This is a genomic window from Intrasporangium sp. DVR (genome assembly GCF_040365325.1).
In the GTDB taxonomy this organism is placed as follows: domain Bacteria; phylum Actinomycetota; class Actinomycetes; order Actinomycetales; family Dermatophilaceae; genus Intrasporangium.
Genome location: NZ_BAABZW010000032.1, coordinates 82,550 through 97,583, shown reverse-complemented (window position 1 = coordinate 97,583; position 15,034 = coordinate 82,550). Strand labels below are relative to the sequence as shown.

The following is a 15,034-nucleotide window of genomic DNA, read 5'->3' as shown; positions in this document are numbered from 1 at the left end:
TTCACTCACGGACGCGTGCCGATGTGTCATCGTGCAGCCATGAACCCGCCAGCACCATCGCCGGCCGCGCACTGGCGCCCGACCACCATCGGGGCGCTCGTCGCCGGCGGGATGATCGTCCTGTCGTTCCTCGTCGGGGCCATGGTCGGACACGGCGGATTCCCAGCCCTTCTCGTCGCCGGCCTGCCGAGTGTCGTCGGCGGGGTGATCGCGTTCAGCCGCCCGCGGCTGCGCCCTTATGCCGCAGGGTTTCTCGTGGCATGGTTCGCGACGCTGGTCATCGTCGTCGTCGCGTATGTGGTCCTCGTCGCTGCGCTGTCCGAGCCCAGTGCGTGAGCTGGTCGCCGGCACCGGACCGGCGTCCCGCTCGGGTCCGCTGATCCACTCCGTATGCCGCTGGGCTCGCTCCGTCACCGAGGCGCAGCTCCGTGCCCGGACCGTTCCGAGAGGTCGTCGATGAAGCTCTATGCGGACACCACCGCTCGCCGCACCCGCCAGCTGCTCGCCGACGTCGTTGTCCTCGGATGGGTCGCGGCCTGGCTGTGGCTCGGGCGGCAGGTCCATGACACCCTGCGGCAGCTGCGTGCCCCAGCCGACTCACTGACGTCCGCCGGCGACTCGGTGCACGGCGCACTGACGGGCGCCGGGGACCAGGCGGGCCGCCTTCCGCTCGTGGGAGACGAGCTGGAGTCCTGGCTCGACCGCGCCGCGGGCTCGGGCACGACGTTGCGAGACGCGGGCACCGACATGGCCGCCACCGTCGAGAGCGTCGCGGACTGGCTCGGCGTGCTGACGGCTCTCTTCCCGATCCTCACCGTCGGCGGCCTCTGGCTGTGGGTGCGCGTCCGGTTCATCCGCCGCGCCTCGACCGCGCAGCGGTTCATCGACTCGAGCGACGACCTGGACCTGTTCGCGCTCCGTGCGCTGGCCAACCAGCCGATGACGGCCCTCGCCAGGATCAGCAGCGATCCTGTCGGTGCGTGGCGGCGCCGGGAGCCGGAGGTGGTCCGGGCTCTGGCGGCGCTCGAGCTGCGAGACGAGGGACTGCGCCCGCCGCGGGACTCCTGAGGCCTCCGGCCCACGCACTCACCCACCCCCTCAGCTCGAGTGGCCCCGCTTTCCACACGGGTCGTGTGGAAAGCGGGGCCACTCGAGGTCGTGGTGGCGGAGCTCGGTTCAGTCGGCGCGCGTGACCGTGGGGCGCAGGTCCTCCTGCGGTGGCACCCAGCTGTCTGCGGAGGCGGGCACCTGCTCGCCGCTGCGGATGTCCTTGACCTCGTCACCCGTCTCCCCCGCTCCGGGGAACCAGACGAAGGGGATCCCCCGCCGCTCGGCGTAGCGGATCTGCTTGCCGAAACGGGATGCTGAGGGAGCCACCTCGCACGGCACACCTCGCGCGCGCAGTGCCGAGGCGACCGCCACCGAGCGGTCGCGCGACTCGTCGTCCGTCAGGGCGACCAGGACCGCTGCAGGGGTCGACCGCGAAGCCTTGACGAGGCCCTCTCCGATGAGGAGGCCGAGGATGCGCGACACGCCGATCGAGATGCCGACGCCAGGGTAGGTGTTGCGTCCGTCGGAGGCGAGCGCGTCGTACCGACCGCCGGAGCAGAACGACCCCCAGCTCTCGTGGCCGATGAACTGCGTCTCGTACACCGTGCCGGTGTAGTAGTCGAGGCCGCGGGCGATGCGCAGGTCCGCCACGACCTTGCCCGGTGCGTGGGCCATCGCGGTGCCGATGACCGTGCTCAGGGACTCGAGGCCCTCGTCGAGCAAGGGGTGGGTCACGCCGAGATCCCGGACTCGGTCGACGAAGCTGAGGTCAGCGGTGCGGATCGCGGCAAGGGCCAGGCAGCGATCTGCCTGGCCACGGGTGGCGCCGGACGCGACGAGCATCTCGCCGACCGTGTCGGACCCGACCTTGTCGAGCTTGTCGACGATCCGCAGTGTGCCCGTGACGTCCGACAGGCCGATGCCCTGGTAGAAGCCGTTGGGGATCTTGCGGTTGTTGACCTGGATGACAAAGTCGCCGACGGGGAACCGACTGAAGACGTCCGCGATGACGAGCGGCATCTCTGCTTCGAAGTGCGGTGACAGGGCGCCGACGTCCACGACGTCGATGTCGGCTTGGGTGAACTCGCGATAACGGCCCTCCTGAGGCCGCTCACCACGCCACGCCTTCTGGATCTGGTAGCGCCGGAACGGGAAGGAGAGCTTTCCGGCGTTCTCGAGCACGTAGCGCGCGAACGGCACGGTCAGGTCGAAGTGCAGGCCCCACTTCGCGCCGTCCGAGTCCTCGCCGGCGATCCGGGACACGCCGTAGATCTCCTTGTCGGTGTCGCCGCCCTTGCCGAGGAGCCGGTCAACCGGCTCGATGGCACGAGTCTCGATCGAGGAGAAACCGTGCAGCTCGAACGTCTCCCGGATCACGTCGAGGAAGCGCTGCTCGACGATGCGCTCGGACGGGAGGTACTCGGGAAAGCCACTGATCGGGGTGACCTTGGTCGTCGTCGCGGTGGCGGGCTGCGGGTTGCTCACGCGGGCAAGTCTCTCAGGTAGGGGTTGGTGGTGCGCTCGTGGGCCATGGTCGTGGCGTGGTAGTGGCCGGGCAGCACAAGGGTCGTGTCCGGCAGTGGCAGGACGACGTCGCGCAGGCTGCGCAGCATCGCACCGTGGTCACCACCCGGAAGGTCCGTACGGCCGATCGAGCCGGCGAAGAGGACGTCACCGGTCAGCATGGTCCGGTCGACGTCGACCTGGTCGGCGACACCGTCCGGGACACCGTCCGTGCCGAACATCACCGAGCCCTCGGTGTGGCCGGGGGCGTGCAGCACGTCGAACTCGAGCCCGGCGAGCGTCAGGCGGGCTCGGTCTCGAATCTCGACGACGTTGCTCGGCTCGGCCCAGCTGGCCCGGGAGCCGAACTGCTGCTCGAGCATGGCCGCGAGTCCGGAGTTGCTCTGGCCGAGGGGGTCGACGAGCCGGTAGCGGTCGTCGGTGTGGATGTAGGCGGCCGTGTCGGCGCCGCACACGGGCGTGACTGACCACACGTGGTCGACGTGGCCATGGGTCAGCAGCACCGCGGCGGGGCGCAGGCGGTGCGTCGCGAGGACCTCACGGAGGGTGTCCTCCACGCCGATCCCGGGATCGACGATGACGCACTCCTCACCTGCCGCCGGAGCCAGGACGTAGCAGTTCGTGTCGAACGCGAGGGCGGGAAAGGCGATGGTCAGCACGCTGGGAGCCTAACGACGCCGCGGAAGGCGACCCAGCGGCATACGTCACCGGTGGTGCCGCTGTGAAAAGGTGGAGTTGTCACGCAGTCGTGACCCGTTGGGCACGACCAGCGAGACAACGGTCCCTAAAATGACCGAACGCCCGGGCTGATCCCGGCACATCCCGTCCGAGGAGAGTTTGTGACGAAAGAGCAGGAACGCGCCCGCGCGCGCCGCCGCCACGAAGAACTGGAGAAGACCCAGAAGCCGCCCGTCGGTGACGCGACGCGCGACAAGCAGGTCTTCGGCGTCATTCTCGCTGTCATCCTCATCCTCGCCGCCGTCCTCGTCGTGCCTCAGCTCATCCCTGACCGGACCGACGCGAAGCCCGGCGCATCATCCAGCACCGCCCCCACCACGGCCCCGGACGGCGCGAACGGTGGGCTTGCCGCGGGTCAGAAGCTGGCGGACGGGTGTGTCGAGCCGCCCGCGCTCCAGACCGCGCCGAAGTCCTTCACGGAGGTGCCCGACAAGGCCGCAGCTGCCGGCAAGACCTGGGTTGCCACGGTCGACACCACCTGCGGTGAGATCACCCTTGAGCTCGATGGCACCAAGGCGCCGCAGACCGTCGCCTCCTTCATGCACCTGGCCAAGGAGGGCTACTGGGCCCCCAGCCCGTGCCACCGCCTGACGACGGAGGGCATCTTCGTCCTCCAGTGCGGCGACCCGACCGGAACCGGCTCGGGTGGCCCCGGCTACACGTACGGCATCGAGAACGCGCCCGCCGACGGCACGTACCCCGTCGGAATCCTCGCCATGGCCCGCACCCAGGACCCGAACAGCAACGGCGGTCAGTTCTTCATCACATACAAGGAATCCCAGCTGCCCACCGAGGGCGGCGGTTACACGATCTTCGGCAAGGTCACCCAAGGTCTCGACATCGTTGAGAAGATCGCGGCGAACAAGGCGCTCGACCCCAACCCGGCTGACGGGACGCCGGTGTCGCCGATCAGCATCCTCAGCGTGAAGGTCACGGAGAAGAAGGCATGACGGAAAGCAACCAGCCTGAGCAGCCGACACCAACCGCGGCCGCCACCGAGTCGACTCCGGAGCCGACCCCGGAGCCGACCCCGGAGCCGACCCCTGAGCCGACCCCTGAGCCGACCCCGGAGTCGACCCTGGAGCCGACCCCCGACGTGCCCGCTGAGGCCCCCGCCGAACCCGGCACTGACGCCGCCACGGAGTCGACCCCTGAGGCTCCCGCTGAGGCACCCGCTGAGGCACCCGCGGAACCCGAGGCACCCGCTGAGGCGACCGCGGAGCCCGAGGCACCCGCTGAGGCGACCGCCGAACCCGAGGCGCCCGCCGAACCCGGCACTGACGCCGCCACCGAGTCGACCCCCGAGTCGACCCCCGAGTCGACCCCCGAGTCGACCCCCGAGGCGCCCGCGGAACCCGAGGCACCCGCTGAGGCTCCCGCAGAGGCGCCCGCGGAACCCGAGGCTCCAGCTGCCGCACCGACGCCGGCATCGATCCCCAAGCCGAGCGCCATCCCCACGCCGGCCGCGCTCGCCAAGTCCGCTCCGCACCCAGTCGCGCCAACCGCCCCTCCGGCGATCACGACCGACCATTCGGCGTCAGCGGCCTTCGGCCGCGTGGACGAGACCGGCGCGGTCTTCGTCCGCACCAAGGAGGGCGACAAGGAGGTCGGCTCGTATCCCGGCGCGACTGCGGACGAAGCGCTCACCTACTTCGCCCGGAAGTACGACGAGCTCTACGCGTCCGCGGTGCTCCTGGAGCAGCGCCTCGCGCAGCCGGAGGTGCCCTCGAAGGACGTCGCCGAGGCGCTGAAGGTGCTGACGGGGCAGGTCGAGGAGGCCGCCGTCGTCGGGGACCTCGAAGCCCTCGCCACCAAGCTCGACGAGATCCAGTCGGGCGTCGCCGCCAAGCGCACCGTCGAACAACAGCATCGTGCCGAGGCGCGGGCTGCGGCGACCGCGGAGCGCGAGCGGATCGTCGACGAGGCGGAGTCCATCGCGGGGCAGCCCGAGAGCAGGATCCAGTGGAAGCAGAGCGGTGCCCGCATGCGGGAGCTCCTCGACGAGTGGAAGGCACACCAGCGTTCCGCCACGCGCCTCGACCGCGAGACCGAGACCAAGCTGTGGCAGCGCTTCAGCGCCGCCCGTAACCGGTTCGACAAGGCCCGGCGCACCCACTTCGCCAGCCTGGACGCGGTGCACTCGGAGGCGAAGGCGGCCAAGGAGCGGCTCGTCGCCGAGGCCGAGCAGCTCTCGACGAGCACGGACTGGGCGGCGACGGCCGGCGCGTTCAAACGGCTCATGGACGACTGGCGACGGGCCGGTCGCGCGAGCCGGACCGACGACGACCGCCTCTGGGCCCGGTTCAAGGCTGCGCAGGATGCGTTCTTCGCGGCCAAGGACGCGGTCGTGGCGGCCGAGGAGGAGCAGTACCGCGGCAACCTTGCCGTCAAGGAGGCCCTCCTCGTCGAGGCCGAGGCGCTCCTGCCCGTCACGGACCTCGAGCGGGCGAAGGCACAGCTCCGCGTCATCCAGGACAAGTGGGATGCTGCCGGCAAGGTCCCGCGGAATGACATGGACCGCATCGAGAAGGCCATGCGACGCGTCGAGCAGACGGTCCGCGAGGCCGAGGACCGCAAGTGGCGCTCGACGAACCCCGAAGCTGCGGCCCGCGCCCAGGGCATGGTCGAGCAGCTCGAACGCGCCGTGGCTGACCTCGAGGACGACCTCGCCAAGGCGGAGGCGTCCGGCAACCCGGCCAAGGTGAAGAAGGCGAAGGACGCGCTGGAGGCCCGCCAGGCCTGGCTCGACCAGGCTCGTGCCGGGGTCCGCGAGTTCGGCGGCTGACCCGATCGAGAGAGCAGTTCGCGACACGGGGTGTATGTCGCGAACTGCTCTCTCGATGTGGACTGGCGGGTCGCGAGCTGCGCGCTCGACCTCGACGCGGCGGCCGACCTATGCCGTCGACTTCCCGCCGTTGACCCGGTACACGTCGAAGACGCCGTCGATCCGGCGAACCGCCTTGATGACGTGCTCGAGGTGGGTCGGATCACCCATCTCGAAGGTGAACCTCGAGATGGCCACCCGGTCACGTGACGTCTGGACGGACGCCGACAGGATGTTGACGTGCTGGTCGGACAGGACCCGGGTCACGTCGCTGAGCAGGCGGTTGCGGTCGAGGGCCTCCACCTGGAGCTGGACGAGGAAGACGCTCGCCGAGGACGGGGCCCACTCGACGTCGATGAGCCGCTCAGGGTTGGCCGTCAGCTGGGAGGCGTTGGTGCAGTCGACCCGGTGCACCGACACCCCGCTCCCCCGCGTCACGAAACCGAGGATCGGGTCACCCGGCACCGGCGTGCAGCACTTGGCCAGCTTGACCCACACGTCGGCCGTCCCCACGACGACGACGCCGGGATCGCCGCCGCGGCGGCGCCGGGCCGCCCCCCGCGTCGGGACGGTGGCCTCGGCCAGGTCCTCGGTGGCGCCCTCCACGCCGCCCATCGAGGCGACGACCTTGGCCACGACGTGCTGCGCGGACACGTGCCCCTCGCCGACCGCTGCATACAGCGCCTCGATGTCCTGGTAGCGCAGGTCGGTGGCGACCGCCGTCATCGACTCGTGGCTCATGAGGCGCTGGAGCGGGAGGTTCTGCTTGCGCATCGCCTTGGCGATGCTCTCCTTGCCCGCGTCGATCGCTTCCTCGCGACGCTCCTTGGAGAACCAGGCCTTGATCTTGTTGCGTGCCCGGGCGCTCTTGACGAAGCCGAGCCAGTCGCGGCTCGGCCCGGCTCCGTCGGCCTTCGAGGTGAGCACCTCGACGACGTCGCCGTTCTCGAGGGTCGACTCGAGCGGCACGAGCCGCCCGTTGACTCGCGCGCCGATGCAGTGATGGCCCACCTCGGTGTGGACTGCATAGGCGAAGTCGACCGGGGTGCCGCCGACGGGCAGGGCGACCACCGAGCCCTTGGGCGTGAAGACGTAGACCTCGCTCGAGCCCATCTCGAATCGCAGGGCGTCGAGGAACTCCCCCGGGTCCTCGGTCTCGCGCTGCCAGTCCAGGAGTTGGCGCAGCCAGGCCATGTCGTTCTGCGGGACGCCATCGCCGGGCTTGGCCGGTGCGCCGACTGTCTGGTCCTTGTACTTCCAGTGGGCCGCGACGCCGTACTCGGCCCGACGGTGCATCGTGTGGGTGCGGATCTGGATCTCGACCGGCTTGCCCTGCGGCCCGATGACCGTGGTGTGCAGCGACTGGTACATGTTGAACTTCGGCATCGCGATGTAGTCCTTGAACCGGCCGGGGACCGGGTTCCACCTCGCGTGCAACGCGCCGAGAGCGGCATAGCAGTCGCGCACCGTGTCGACGAGGACGCGGACTGCGACAAGGTCGTAGATGTCCTCGAAGTCACGGCCGCGGACGATCATCTTCTGGTAGACGGAGTAGTAGTGCTTGGGCCGTCCGGTGACGACGGCCTTGATCTTCGCCGCCGTCAGATCCTCGGAGACCTGCGTCCGCACACCGGCGAGGTACTCCTCGCGTGCGGGAGCGCGCTCTGCGACGAGGCGCACGATCTCGTCGTACACCTTGGGGTAGAGCGTCGCGAACGACAGGTCCTCCAGCTCCCACTTGATGGTGTTCATCCCGAGACGGTGGGCCAGCGGAGCGTAGATCTCCAGGGTCTCGTTGGCCTTGCGCTTCGCGGACTCCGGGCTGACGTATCGCCATGTCCGGGCGTTGTGGAGGCGGTCGGCGAGCTTGATGACGAGCACCCGGATGTCGCGGGCCATGGCGATGACCATCTTGCGCACCGTCTCGGCCTGGGCGGCCTCGCCGTAGGTGACCTTGTCGAGCTTCGTGACGCCATCGACGAGCATGGCGATCTCGTCGCCGAAGTCCCGCCGCAGCTCGTCGAGGCCGTAGGACGTGTCCTCGACGGTGTCGTGGAGCAGCGCCGCCGCGAGGGTCGGCGGCGTCATGCCGAGCTCGGCGAGGATCTGCGTGACGGCCAACGGGTGCGTGATGTAGGCGTCACCGCTCTTGCGCATCTGGCCCTCATGCGCCCGCTCGGCGACCGCGTAGGCCCGCTCGATGACCGAGAGGTCAGCCTTGGGATGGTTCTGCCGCACCGCCGTCATGAGCGGCTCGAGGACGGGGTTGCCCGACGGCCGGCTCGCGCCGAAGCGGGCAAAGCGAGCGCGCACCCGCGATGGGGCGCTCAGCTCGCTCCTGACCTCCTCGCTCATGAATTGAGTCTAGGGGGCCACGGCAAATCAGACCGTGAGGATGGCGTTCACGTCCCGGTCGCCGAGACGCCTGCGACCCTCGAGGAACGCGAGCTCCAGGACGACCTCGATGGCCGTCACGACCGCACCGGCGCGTTCGACGAGAGCCGCGGTCGCCTCAGCGGTTCCCCCGGTCGCGAGGACGTCGTCGATGATGAGGACGCGCTGGCCGGGCAGGAAGGCGTCGGTGTGCACCTCGATCTCGGCGTGGCCGTATTCGAGCGCGTAGGACTCCTTGAAGGTCTCCCCTGGCAGCTTGCCGGCCTTGCGGATCGGCACCATGCCGAGGCCGAGCTCGTAGGCCACCGCGGCACCGAGGATGAAGCCACGGGCCTCGATCCCCACGACGACGTCGACGCGCCCGGCGTAGCGCCCGGCGATGTCGACGACAAGGGCCCGCATGGCCGGGCCGTCAGCGATGAGCGGCGTGAAGTCCTTGAACACCACGCCCGGCTTGGGGAAGTCGGGGATGTCGCGCAGATGCGTCCGCACGATCTCGGCAACCGCCTCGCGCGAGTCCTCGGCGGAGCCCACGCCCGCGCTCACCGCTTGGACTTCGGCGCGCGTCGCGGCTGGTTGCGCGGACCGGCCTGGGCGTACTTGTGCACCGGACGGGTGGCCCCTGCCGCCCCCGCGCCGGCGCCGGGCTCCCCGCTCCGCTCCGCGGCCCCGACCGCGATCGGTTCGCCGGTCAGGTCGGCGCCGCCGACGGGTGCCTCTGCGCGCCGGGACAGCTTGGCACCGTGCCTGGCGACATACCGGTCGAGGTCCATGACGGCCGGCTCCTTGTGGCGCAGCTGCACCAGCAGCGGCGTCGCGATGAAGATCGAGGAGTAGGCGCCGACGGCGATGCCGATGAAGAGCGCGAGCGAGAGGTCGAGCAGCGTGCCCGGGCCGAGCATGGTGAAGCCGACGAAGAGGATCGCCGCGATGGGAAGCAGCGCGACCACGGTCGTGTTGATGGAGCGGACGAGCGTCTGGTTGACCGCGAGGTTGGCGGCCTGGGCGTATGTCATCCGCTTCGTGTGGAATGCCTCGGCCGTGTTCTCGCGGACCTTGTCGAACACGACGACCGTGTCGTAGAGCGAGTACCCGAGGATGGTGAGGAACCCGATCATCGACGATGGGGTGATCTCGAAGCCGAAGAGCGAGTAGATGCCGACCGTGACGACGAGGTCGTGCAGGAGGGCCGCCAGGCCGGCAACGGCCATCTTCCAGGTGCGGAAGTACAACGCCATGACGATGGTGACGAGGATGAGGAAGACGATGAGTCCGCGGATCGCCTGCTCACTGACCGCGGCTCCCCAGCTCGGACCGATCAGGGTCGAGCTCACCGTGTCGCGACCGACGTCGAAGGTCTCGGCGAGGCTCGTCCGCGCGGCGTCGGTGCGGTCCTGGGCCGTCTCGGTCTGGACCCGGAGCGTGTTGCCACCGACGATCGTCGTCGTCACGGAGCCGGCGATGCCCGCGTCGTTGACCGCCTCCTGGGCCCGTGCCTCGTAGTTCTGGGTGTTGGTCACCCCGAGCACCCGGAACTCCATGCCGCCTCGGAACTCGATGCCGAAGTTGAGGCCCTTGAAGAGGATTCCGGACAGGGCGATGGCCAGCAGGACAGCGGAGAAGGTGTACCAGACCCTGCGCCGCTGGACGAAGTCGATCGACCGGCGTCCCGTGTAGAGATCGTTGCCGAACTGGGCGAAGTTGATCATGCCTGGGCCTTCCCCTCGGCGGGACGCGTCGCGCGGGTCACTGGTGCCGGCCCGGCGGGTCGGAACTGGCCGCGACCGCGGTAGCGCGGAGCCTCCTTGGCGCCGAGCCGCTGCGGGTCGAGGCCGGACCACTTGTGGCCGTTGCCGAAGAACTCGGTCCGGGCGAGCAGCTGGACCATCGGGTGGGTGAACAGGACGACGATCGCGAGGTCGATGAGCGTCGTCAGGCCGAGCGTGAACGCGAAGCCGCGGACGTTGGCCGAGGCGAGCAGGTAGAGGACGACGGCGGCGAGCATGTTGACGGCGTCGGCCGCGATGATCGTCCGTCGGGCCCGCTTCCAGCCCGTCTCGACCGCTGCGACGAGGGGTCGGCCCTCACGCACTTCGTCTCGGATCCGCTCGAAGTAGACGATGAAGCTGTCCGCCGTGACGCCGACCGCCACGATGACACCGGTGACGCCGGCCATGGTCAGGCGGAAGCCGTGCGTCGTCCCGAGCACGACCAGGGCGAGGTAGGTCAGCAGCGCAGCGACGACGAGCGACATCACGGTGACCATGCCGAGCGCGCGGTACTGGAAGAGCGAGTAGAGCACGACGAGGACCAGGCCGATGAGGCCGGCGAGGAGCCCGAGCCGGAGCTGCTCCTCGCCGAGCTGTGGCGTGATCGTGTCGTTGGTCTGCAGGGCGAACGACATCGGCAGGGCACCGAACTTCAGCTGCTCGGCCAGCCGCTTGGCGGAGTCGAGGGTGAAGGACCCGGTGATCGACGCGCGCCCGTCGGTGATGACCGCCTTCGCCTGCGGCGCCGTGATGACCCGCTTGTCGAGGACCACCGCGAACTGGTCGAGCGGCGGCTGCCCTTGCAGCCCGACGAGCCGCTTGGTCACGTCAGCGAACTTCGTCCGGCCGGCGTCCTTGAACGACAGCGCGACCTCGACGATCGAGGTGGGCTGGCCGGTCGGGCCCGGCTGGTAGCCGCTCGTGGCGTCCCGGATCTCGCTCCCGTCGATCTCGACGGGCCCGAGGACGTACTTGGAGACGCCGTCCTCGCCGCAGGTCGCCATCGGGGCGTCCTTGAGGTCGGGGGCCTTGTCGACCGCGCCCGGCTCCAGGCAGTTGAGGGCGACGTACTCCTTGGCGACCTTCGCGGCTGCCTCGTCGGCCTTCTTCTGCTCCCAGTCGAGGGTCAGCAGGCCTCGCGACGTCTGCGCGGCGATCGCTGCCTCGAGCTCGGCGGCCGTCGGTGGGGTCGGGGTCGGAGTGGGTGTCTGCGTGCTCGGGGAGGTGCTCGTGGCGGTGCCGGACGGGGAGGTCGTCGGGGCGGTGGTGGCGGCGCGCAGCGCCTCGGGAACCACGCCGTTGGCTGCCGTGGTGGCGGAGGCCGTGGGGGTGCCGGTCGCGGTGCCGGTGGCCGTGCCGGTGGCCGTACCCGTCGCGCCCGGGGTGGTGGCGGTGCCGGACGGCGTGGCGCCGGAGTTCGCCTGGGGCGCGGTCGCCTGGAAGTCCTGGACGAAGACGGCGCGGAAGCGCAGCTGGGACGGCTTGCGGATCGCGTCGAGCTGCTCCTCCGACGGCGTGCCCGGGATGGCGACGACGATGTTGCGGCCGCCCTGCGTCGAGATCTCGCTCTCGGCGACGCCGTTGGCGTCGATGCGCTGGCGGATGATCTCGACGGCGCGGTCGAGCTGGCCGGGGTTGATGGCCGAGCCGTCCTCGATGACGGGCGCGAGGACCATCTCGGTCCCACCCTCGAGGTCGAGGCCGAGGCGCGGGGTGAGCTGCCCATCGGCCCACTGGAACAGCCCGCCGGCCAGGGCGGCGAGGGCGATGGTCAGGGCGAGGAGGGCGGTCAGGCTCCGCAGAGCCGACTTCCTGATGGTGCTACGAGCCACGGTCCGGCCTCACTGACCGGGTTCGGACACGTCGTCCGACGACGGTGCCCGGCCGGGTGGCGGGGCCGTCACGTCGGCCTGCTTCATGGCCAGCGCCCTGCGGTCGAAACGCATGATCGTGCCTTCTGCCACCTCGAGGTGGGCGCTGACGTCGTCGAGGTGCCGGATCGTGCCGAAGATGCCCGACGAGGTGACGACCTGGTCACCGACGTTGAGCGAGGAGTTGAACTGGCGCATCTGCTTCGTGCGCCGGTTGGCGCTCCAGAACATCCAGCCCAGCAGCATCAGCGGCAGGGCCAGGATGATCAACGAGGAGGCCCCGCTGGGGTTATCCATATCAGGCTCAAATCCTTCGACTTCTCGATCCGGGCAGCGCGCGACCCAGCGGTCGGGCGGACTCCACGTCAAACGTCCGGAGGCACATGATGGTGCCGCGGTGGCGGCGGAGGTGCCCGCAGGAGTCTACGTCCGGTGTGCGGGTTTGTCAGACCGAGGGGAAGCTGTATGCCGCTCAGCTCGGTCACGTTTTGGCCGCGGTTGCGTCGGGGTCACGTCTCGAAGCGTCCGCCGGACGTCTCCTCCAGCGGAAGAGTGGCGGCCCAGAGGCCCTGGGCGTCGAGCGGAGCGGTCAGCCCCAGGTGCTGCCACGCCAGCGCCGAGGCCGCCCGCCCACGCGGGGTGCGGACCATGAAACCCTCGCGGACGAGGAAGGGCTCGGCCACGGTCTCCACCGTGTCGGGCTCCTCCCCCACGGCGACCGCGAGCGTCGACAACCCCACGGGGCCGCCGCTGAAGCGCCGGCAGAGGGCGTCGAGGACGGCCCGGTCGAGCCGGTCGAGGCCGCGCTCGTCGACGTCGAAGAGCGCGAGGGCCTGTCGGGCGGCAGCCTGGCTGACCCTGCCGTCACCGTGGACCTGAGCCCAGTCGCGCACCCGCCGCAGCAGACGGTTGGCGATGCGCGGGGTGCCTCGCGAGCGCAGCGAGATCTCGACGATGCCGTCCTCGTCCGCCTCGAGGTCGAGCAGGCGGGCCGACCGGTGCAGGATCGTCACCAGGTCGCTCGGGTCGTAGAAGTCGAGGTGGCCGGTGAACCCGAAGCGGTCGCGCAGCGGGGCGGGCAGCAGCCCGGCCCGGGTCGTCGCACCGACCACGGTGAACGGCGGCAGCTCGAGCGGGATCGCGGTGGCGCCCGGCCCCTTGCCGATGATGACGTCGACGCGGAAGTCCTCCATCGCGAGGTAGAGCATCTCCTCCGCGGCGCGGGACATGCGATGGATCTCGTCGAGGAAGAGGACCTCTCCCTCGGCGAGCGAGGAGAGGATCGAGGCGAGGTCGCCCGCGTGCTGGATCGCGGGCCCCGAGGTGATCCGGATGGGCTGCTCGAGCTCACTGGCGACGATCATCGCGAGCGTCGTCTTGCCGAGGCCCGGCGGCCCCGACAGCAGCACGTGGTCGGGTGGCGTGCCCCGCCGTTTGGCCGCCTTGAGCACGAGGCCGAGCTGGTCTCGCACCCTGGTCTGGCCGGGGAAGTCGTCGAGGCGCCGCGGCCGCAGCGCGGCCTCGACCTGCCGGTCGTCGGAGTCGCTGCGGGCGTCGACGATCCGCGCCGTGGCCTCGTAGGACTGGTCCCAGGCCTGCTCGTCGACGGTCATCGGCCCAGCTCCTGGAGGGCGGCTCGAAGCATCGCGGAGACGCTGGCGCCGTCAGCCGCCTGGGGGGCGACCCGGTCGAGCGCGTCGTCGGCCTGTCGCACCGTCCAGCCCAGGCCGACGAGCGCCTCGCGGACCTGCTCTCTCCACTGCTCGCCGTCCGTCCGGTGGGTGGTGACGCCCGGGGCACCCGTCGAGCCGCCCAGGGCGCCGAGCTTGTCGCGCAGCTCGAGGACGAGTCGCTCCGCGCCCTTCTTCCCGATGCCGGGGACCTTCGTGAGCGCCGCGATGTCGCTCGACCCGAGCGCCCGGCGCACCGACGTCGGGTCATGGACGGCGAGGAGGGCCAGGGCCAGCCGTGGCCCCACCCCGGACACCGTCTGCACGGTCTCGAAGACGTGCTTCTCGTCGTCCGTCGCGAAGCCGTAGAGCGTCAGCGAGTCCTCCCGCACCACGAGGGTCGTGGCGAGCTCCGCGGCCTGGCCGACGCGCACCGAGGCAGCGGTCGCCGGCGTCGTGTGGACGAGCATGCCCACCCCCCCGACCGCGACGACGACGGAGTCGAGGCCGGCCTTGAGGACGGTTCCGGACAGAGAGGCGATCATGGGCGAGGCACTCCAGCAGTCGTGGTTCGGCGGTTGCGGGTGGCGGCGGCTCGGGCAGCGACCACGGTCGAGGCGTGGGCCTCGGCGGCCTGCGCGAAGCGGCTCTGGGTGCCGCCTCGCCACACGTGGCAGATCGCCAGCGCCAGGGCGTCGGCAGCGTCGGCCGGCCGGGGTGGGCTGTCGAGTCCGAGCAGTCGCGTGACCATCGCGGTGACCTGCCGCTTGTCGGCCCGGCCGCTGCCGCTGACGGCGGCCTTGACCTCGGTGGGCGTGTGCAGGGTGACGTGGAGCCCTCGGCGCTCGGCGAGCATCATCACGATCCCGGTGCACTGGGCCGTGCCCAGCACGGTCGAGACGTTGGTGTCGGCGAAGACGCGCTCGATGGCGACGGCCTCCGGCTGGTGGCGCTCGAACCACAGCCGCAGCTCGTCCTCCAGGGCCACGAGCCGCCTCGGGGTCGGGTCGGTCGACGGGGTGCGGATGACCCCGACGTCGACGAGCGCGAGGCGCCGGCCGGGCAGACCGTCGACGACGCCGACGCCGCACCGCGTCAGGCCCGGGTCCACCGCGAGGACGCGCACGACCCACCTCCAGACTTGACCAGCTGCTGACCGAACACGTGTTCGGCTCAACCGTAGCGGCCCGCTCC

The 15,034-nt window shown here is 70.5% G+C and carries 14 protein-coding genes; 4 read left to right on the top strand and 10 right to left on the bottom strand.

From position 1 onward, the window contains the following. Nucleotides 1-39: 39 nt before the first annotated feature. Entirely contained in the window at nt 40-336 is a 297-nt protein-coding gene (locus ABWV20_RS18810; RefSeq protein WP_353357925.1) for a hypothetical protein, read from the top strand. 120 nt (nt 337-456) lie between these two features. Beyond that, nucleotides 457-1,068, top strand: coding sequence for a hypothetical protein (locus ABWV20_RS18805; protein ID WP_353357923.1), 612 nt, complete (start codon nt 457-459; stop codon nt 1,066-1,068). Nucleotides 1,069-1,176: 108 nt separating this feature from the next. Here ABWV20_RS18805 and hisS read toward each other — a convergent pair whose 3' ends face one another. Beyond that, complete coding sequence (gene hisS / locus ABWV20_RS18800; RefSeq protein ID WP_353357921.1) at nt 1,177-2,535, bottom strand: histidine--tRNA ligase; 1,359 nt, start codon at nt 2,533-2,535, stop codon at nt 1,177-1,179. After that, entirely contained in the window at nt 2,532-3,233 is a 702-nt protein-coding gene (locus ABWV20_RS18795; RefSeq protein WP_353357919.1) for an MBL fold metallo-hydrolase, read from the bottom strand. The genes hisS and ABWV20_RS18795 overlap by 4 nt, the downstream gene beginning before the upstream one ends. 180 nt (nt 3,234-3,413) lie before the next feature. Between ABWV20_RS18795 and ABWV20_RS18790 the strand changes: the two genes are divergently transcribed. Further along, nucleotides 3,414-4,262, top strand: a complete 849-nt coding sequence (locus ABWV20_RS18790) for a peptidylprolyl isomerase (RefSeq protein ID WP_353357917.1) — start codon at nt 3,414-3,416, stop codon at nt 4,260-4,262. Continuing rightward, nucleotides 4,259-6,097: a DUF349 domain-containing protein gene (locus tag ABWV20_RS18785; RefSeq protein WP_353357915.1), complete on the top strand. Its 1,839-nt coding sequence runs from the start codon at nt 4,259-4,261 to the stop codon at nt 6,095-6,097. Before ABWV20_RS18790 ends, ABWV20_RS18785 begins: the two co-directional genes overlap by 4 nt. Nucleotides 6,098-6,205: 108 nt before the next feature. Here ABWV20_RS18785 and ABWV20_RS18780 read toward each other — a convergent pair whose 3' ends face one another. From ABWV20_RS18780 to ruvC, 8 genes are all read right to left on the bottom strand, one after another. After that, a complete protein-coding gene (locus ABWV20_RS18780) occupies nt 6,206-8,491 on the bottom strand; it encodes a RelA/SpoT family protein (protein ID WP_353357913.1) in 2,286 nt (761 codons plus the stop codon). 27 nt (nt 8,492-8,518) lie between these two features. After that, entirely contained in the window at nt 8,519-9,076 is a 558-nt protein-coding gene (locus ABWV20_RS18775) for an adenine phosphoribosyltransferase (RefSeq protein WP_353357911.1), read from the bottom strand. Beyond that, nucleotides 9,073-10,239 (bottom strand): protein translocase subunit SecF, encoded by a 1,167-nt coding sequence (gene secF, locus ABWV20_RS18770; protein ID WP_353357909.1) that lies wholly within the window; start codon nt 10,237-10,239, stop codon nt 9,073-9,075. Before secF ends, ABWV20_RS18775 begins: the two co-directional genes overlap by 4 nt. Continuing rightward, nucleotides 10,236-12,131: a protein translocase subunit SecD gene (gene secD, locus ABWV20_RS18765; protein WP_353357907.1), complete on the bottom strand. Its 1,896-nt coding sequence runs from the start codon at nt 12,129-12,131 to the stop codon at nt 10,236-10,238. The genes secF and secD overlap by 4 nt, the downstream gene beginning before the upstream one ends. 9 nt (nt 12,132-12,140) lie before the next feature. Next, nucleotides 12,141-12,467 carry a preprotein translocase subunit YajC gene (yajC, locus tag ABWV20_RS18760; protein WP_353357905.1) on the bottom strand — a complete coding sequence of 109 codons (327 nt, stop codon included), beginning with the start codon at nt 12,465-12,467 and terminating at the stop codon, nt 12,141-12,143. Nucleotides 12,468-12,679: 212 nt separating this feature from the next. Further along, nucleotides 12,680-13,783, bottom strand: coding sequence for a Holliday junction branch migration DNA helicase RuvB (gene ruvB / locus ABWV20_RS18755; RefSeq protein WP_353357903.1), 1,104 nt, complete (start codon nt 13,781-13,783; stop codon nt 12,680-12,682). Further along, nucleotides 13,780-14,385: a Holliday junction branch migration protein RuvA gene (ruvA, locus tag ABWV20_RS18750; protein WP_353357901.1), complete on the bottom strand. Its 606-nt coding sequence runs from the start codon at nt 14,383-14,385 to the stop codon at nt 13,780-13,782. Before ruvA ends, ruvB begins: the two co-directional genes overlap by 4 nt. Then, entirely contained in the window at nt 14,382-14,966 is a 585-nt protein-coding gene (gene ruvC / locus ABWV20_RS18745) for a crossover junction endodeoxyribonuclease RuvC (protein WP_353357898.1), read from the bottom strand. Before ruvC ends, ruvA begins: the two co-directional genes overlap by 4 nt. Between the last annotated feature and the right edge of the window lie 68 nt (nt 14,967-15,034).

Bases quoted from the DNA above. Each gene is read 5' to 3' on its own strand.
- ABWV20_RS18810 (WP_353357925.1), top strand. From the start codon at position 40: ATGAACCCGCCAGCACCATCGCCGGCCGCGCACTGGCGCCCGACCACC.
- ABWV20_RS18805 (WP_353357923.1), top strand. From the start codon at position 457: ATGAAGCTCTATGCGGACACCACCGCTCGCCGCACCCGCCAGCTGCTC.
- ABWV20_RS18785 (WP_353357915.1), top strand. From the start codon at position 4,259: ATGACGGAAAGCAACCAGCCTGAGCAGCCGACACCAACCGCGGCCGCC.
- ABWV20_RS18780 (WP_353357913.1), bottom strand. From the start codon at position 8,491: ATGAGCGAGGAGGTCAGGAGCGAGCTGAGCGCCCCATCGCGGGTGCGC.
- secF (WP_353357909.1), bottom strand. From the start codon at position 10,239: ATGATCAACTTCGCCCAGTTCGGCAACGATCTCTACACGGGACGCCGG.
- yajC (WP_353357905.1), bottom strand. From the start codon at position 12,467: ATGGATAACCCCAGCGGGGCCTCCTCGTTGATCATCCTGGCCCTGCCG.
- ruvB (WP_353357903.1), bottom strand. From the start codon at position 13,783: ATGACCGTCGACGAGCAGGCCTGGGACCAGTCCTACGAGGCCACGGCG.
- ruvA (WP_353357901.1), bottom strand. From the start codon at position 14,385: ATGATCGCCTCTCTGTCCGGAACCGTCCTCAAGGCCGGCCTCGACTCC.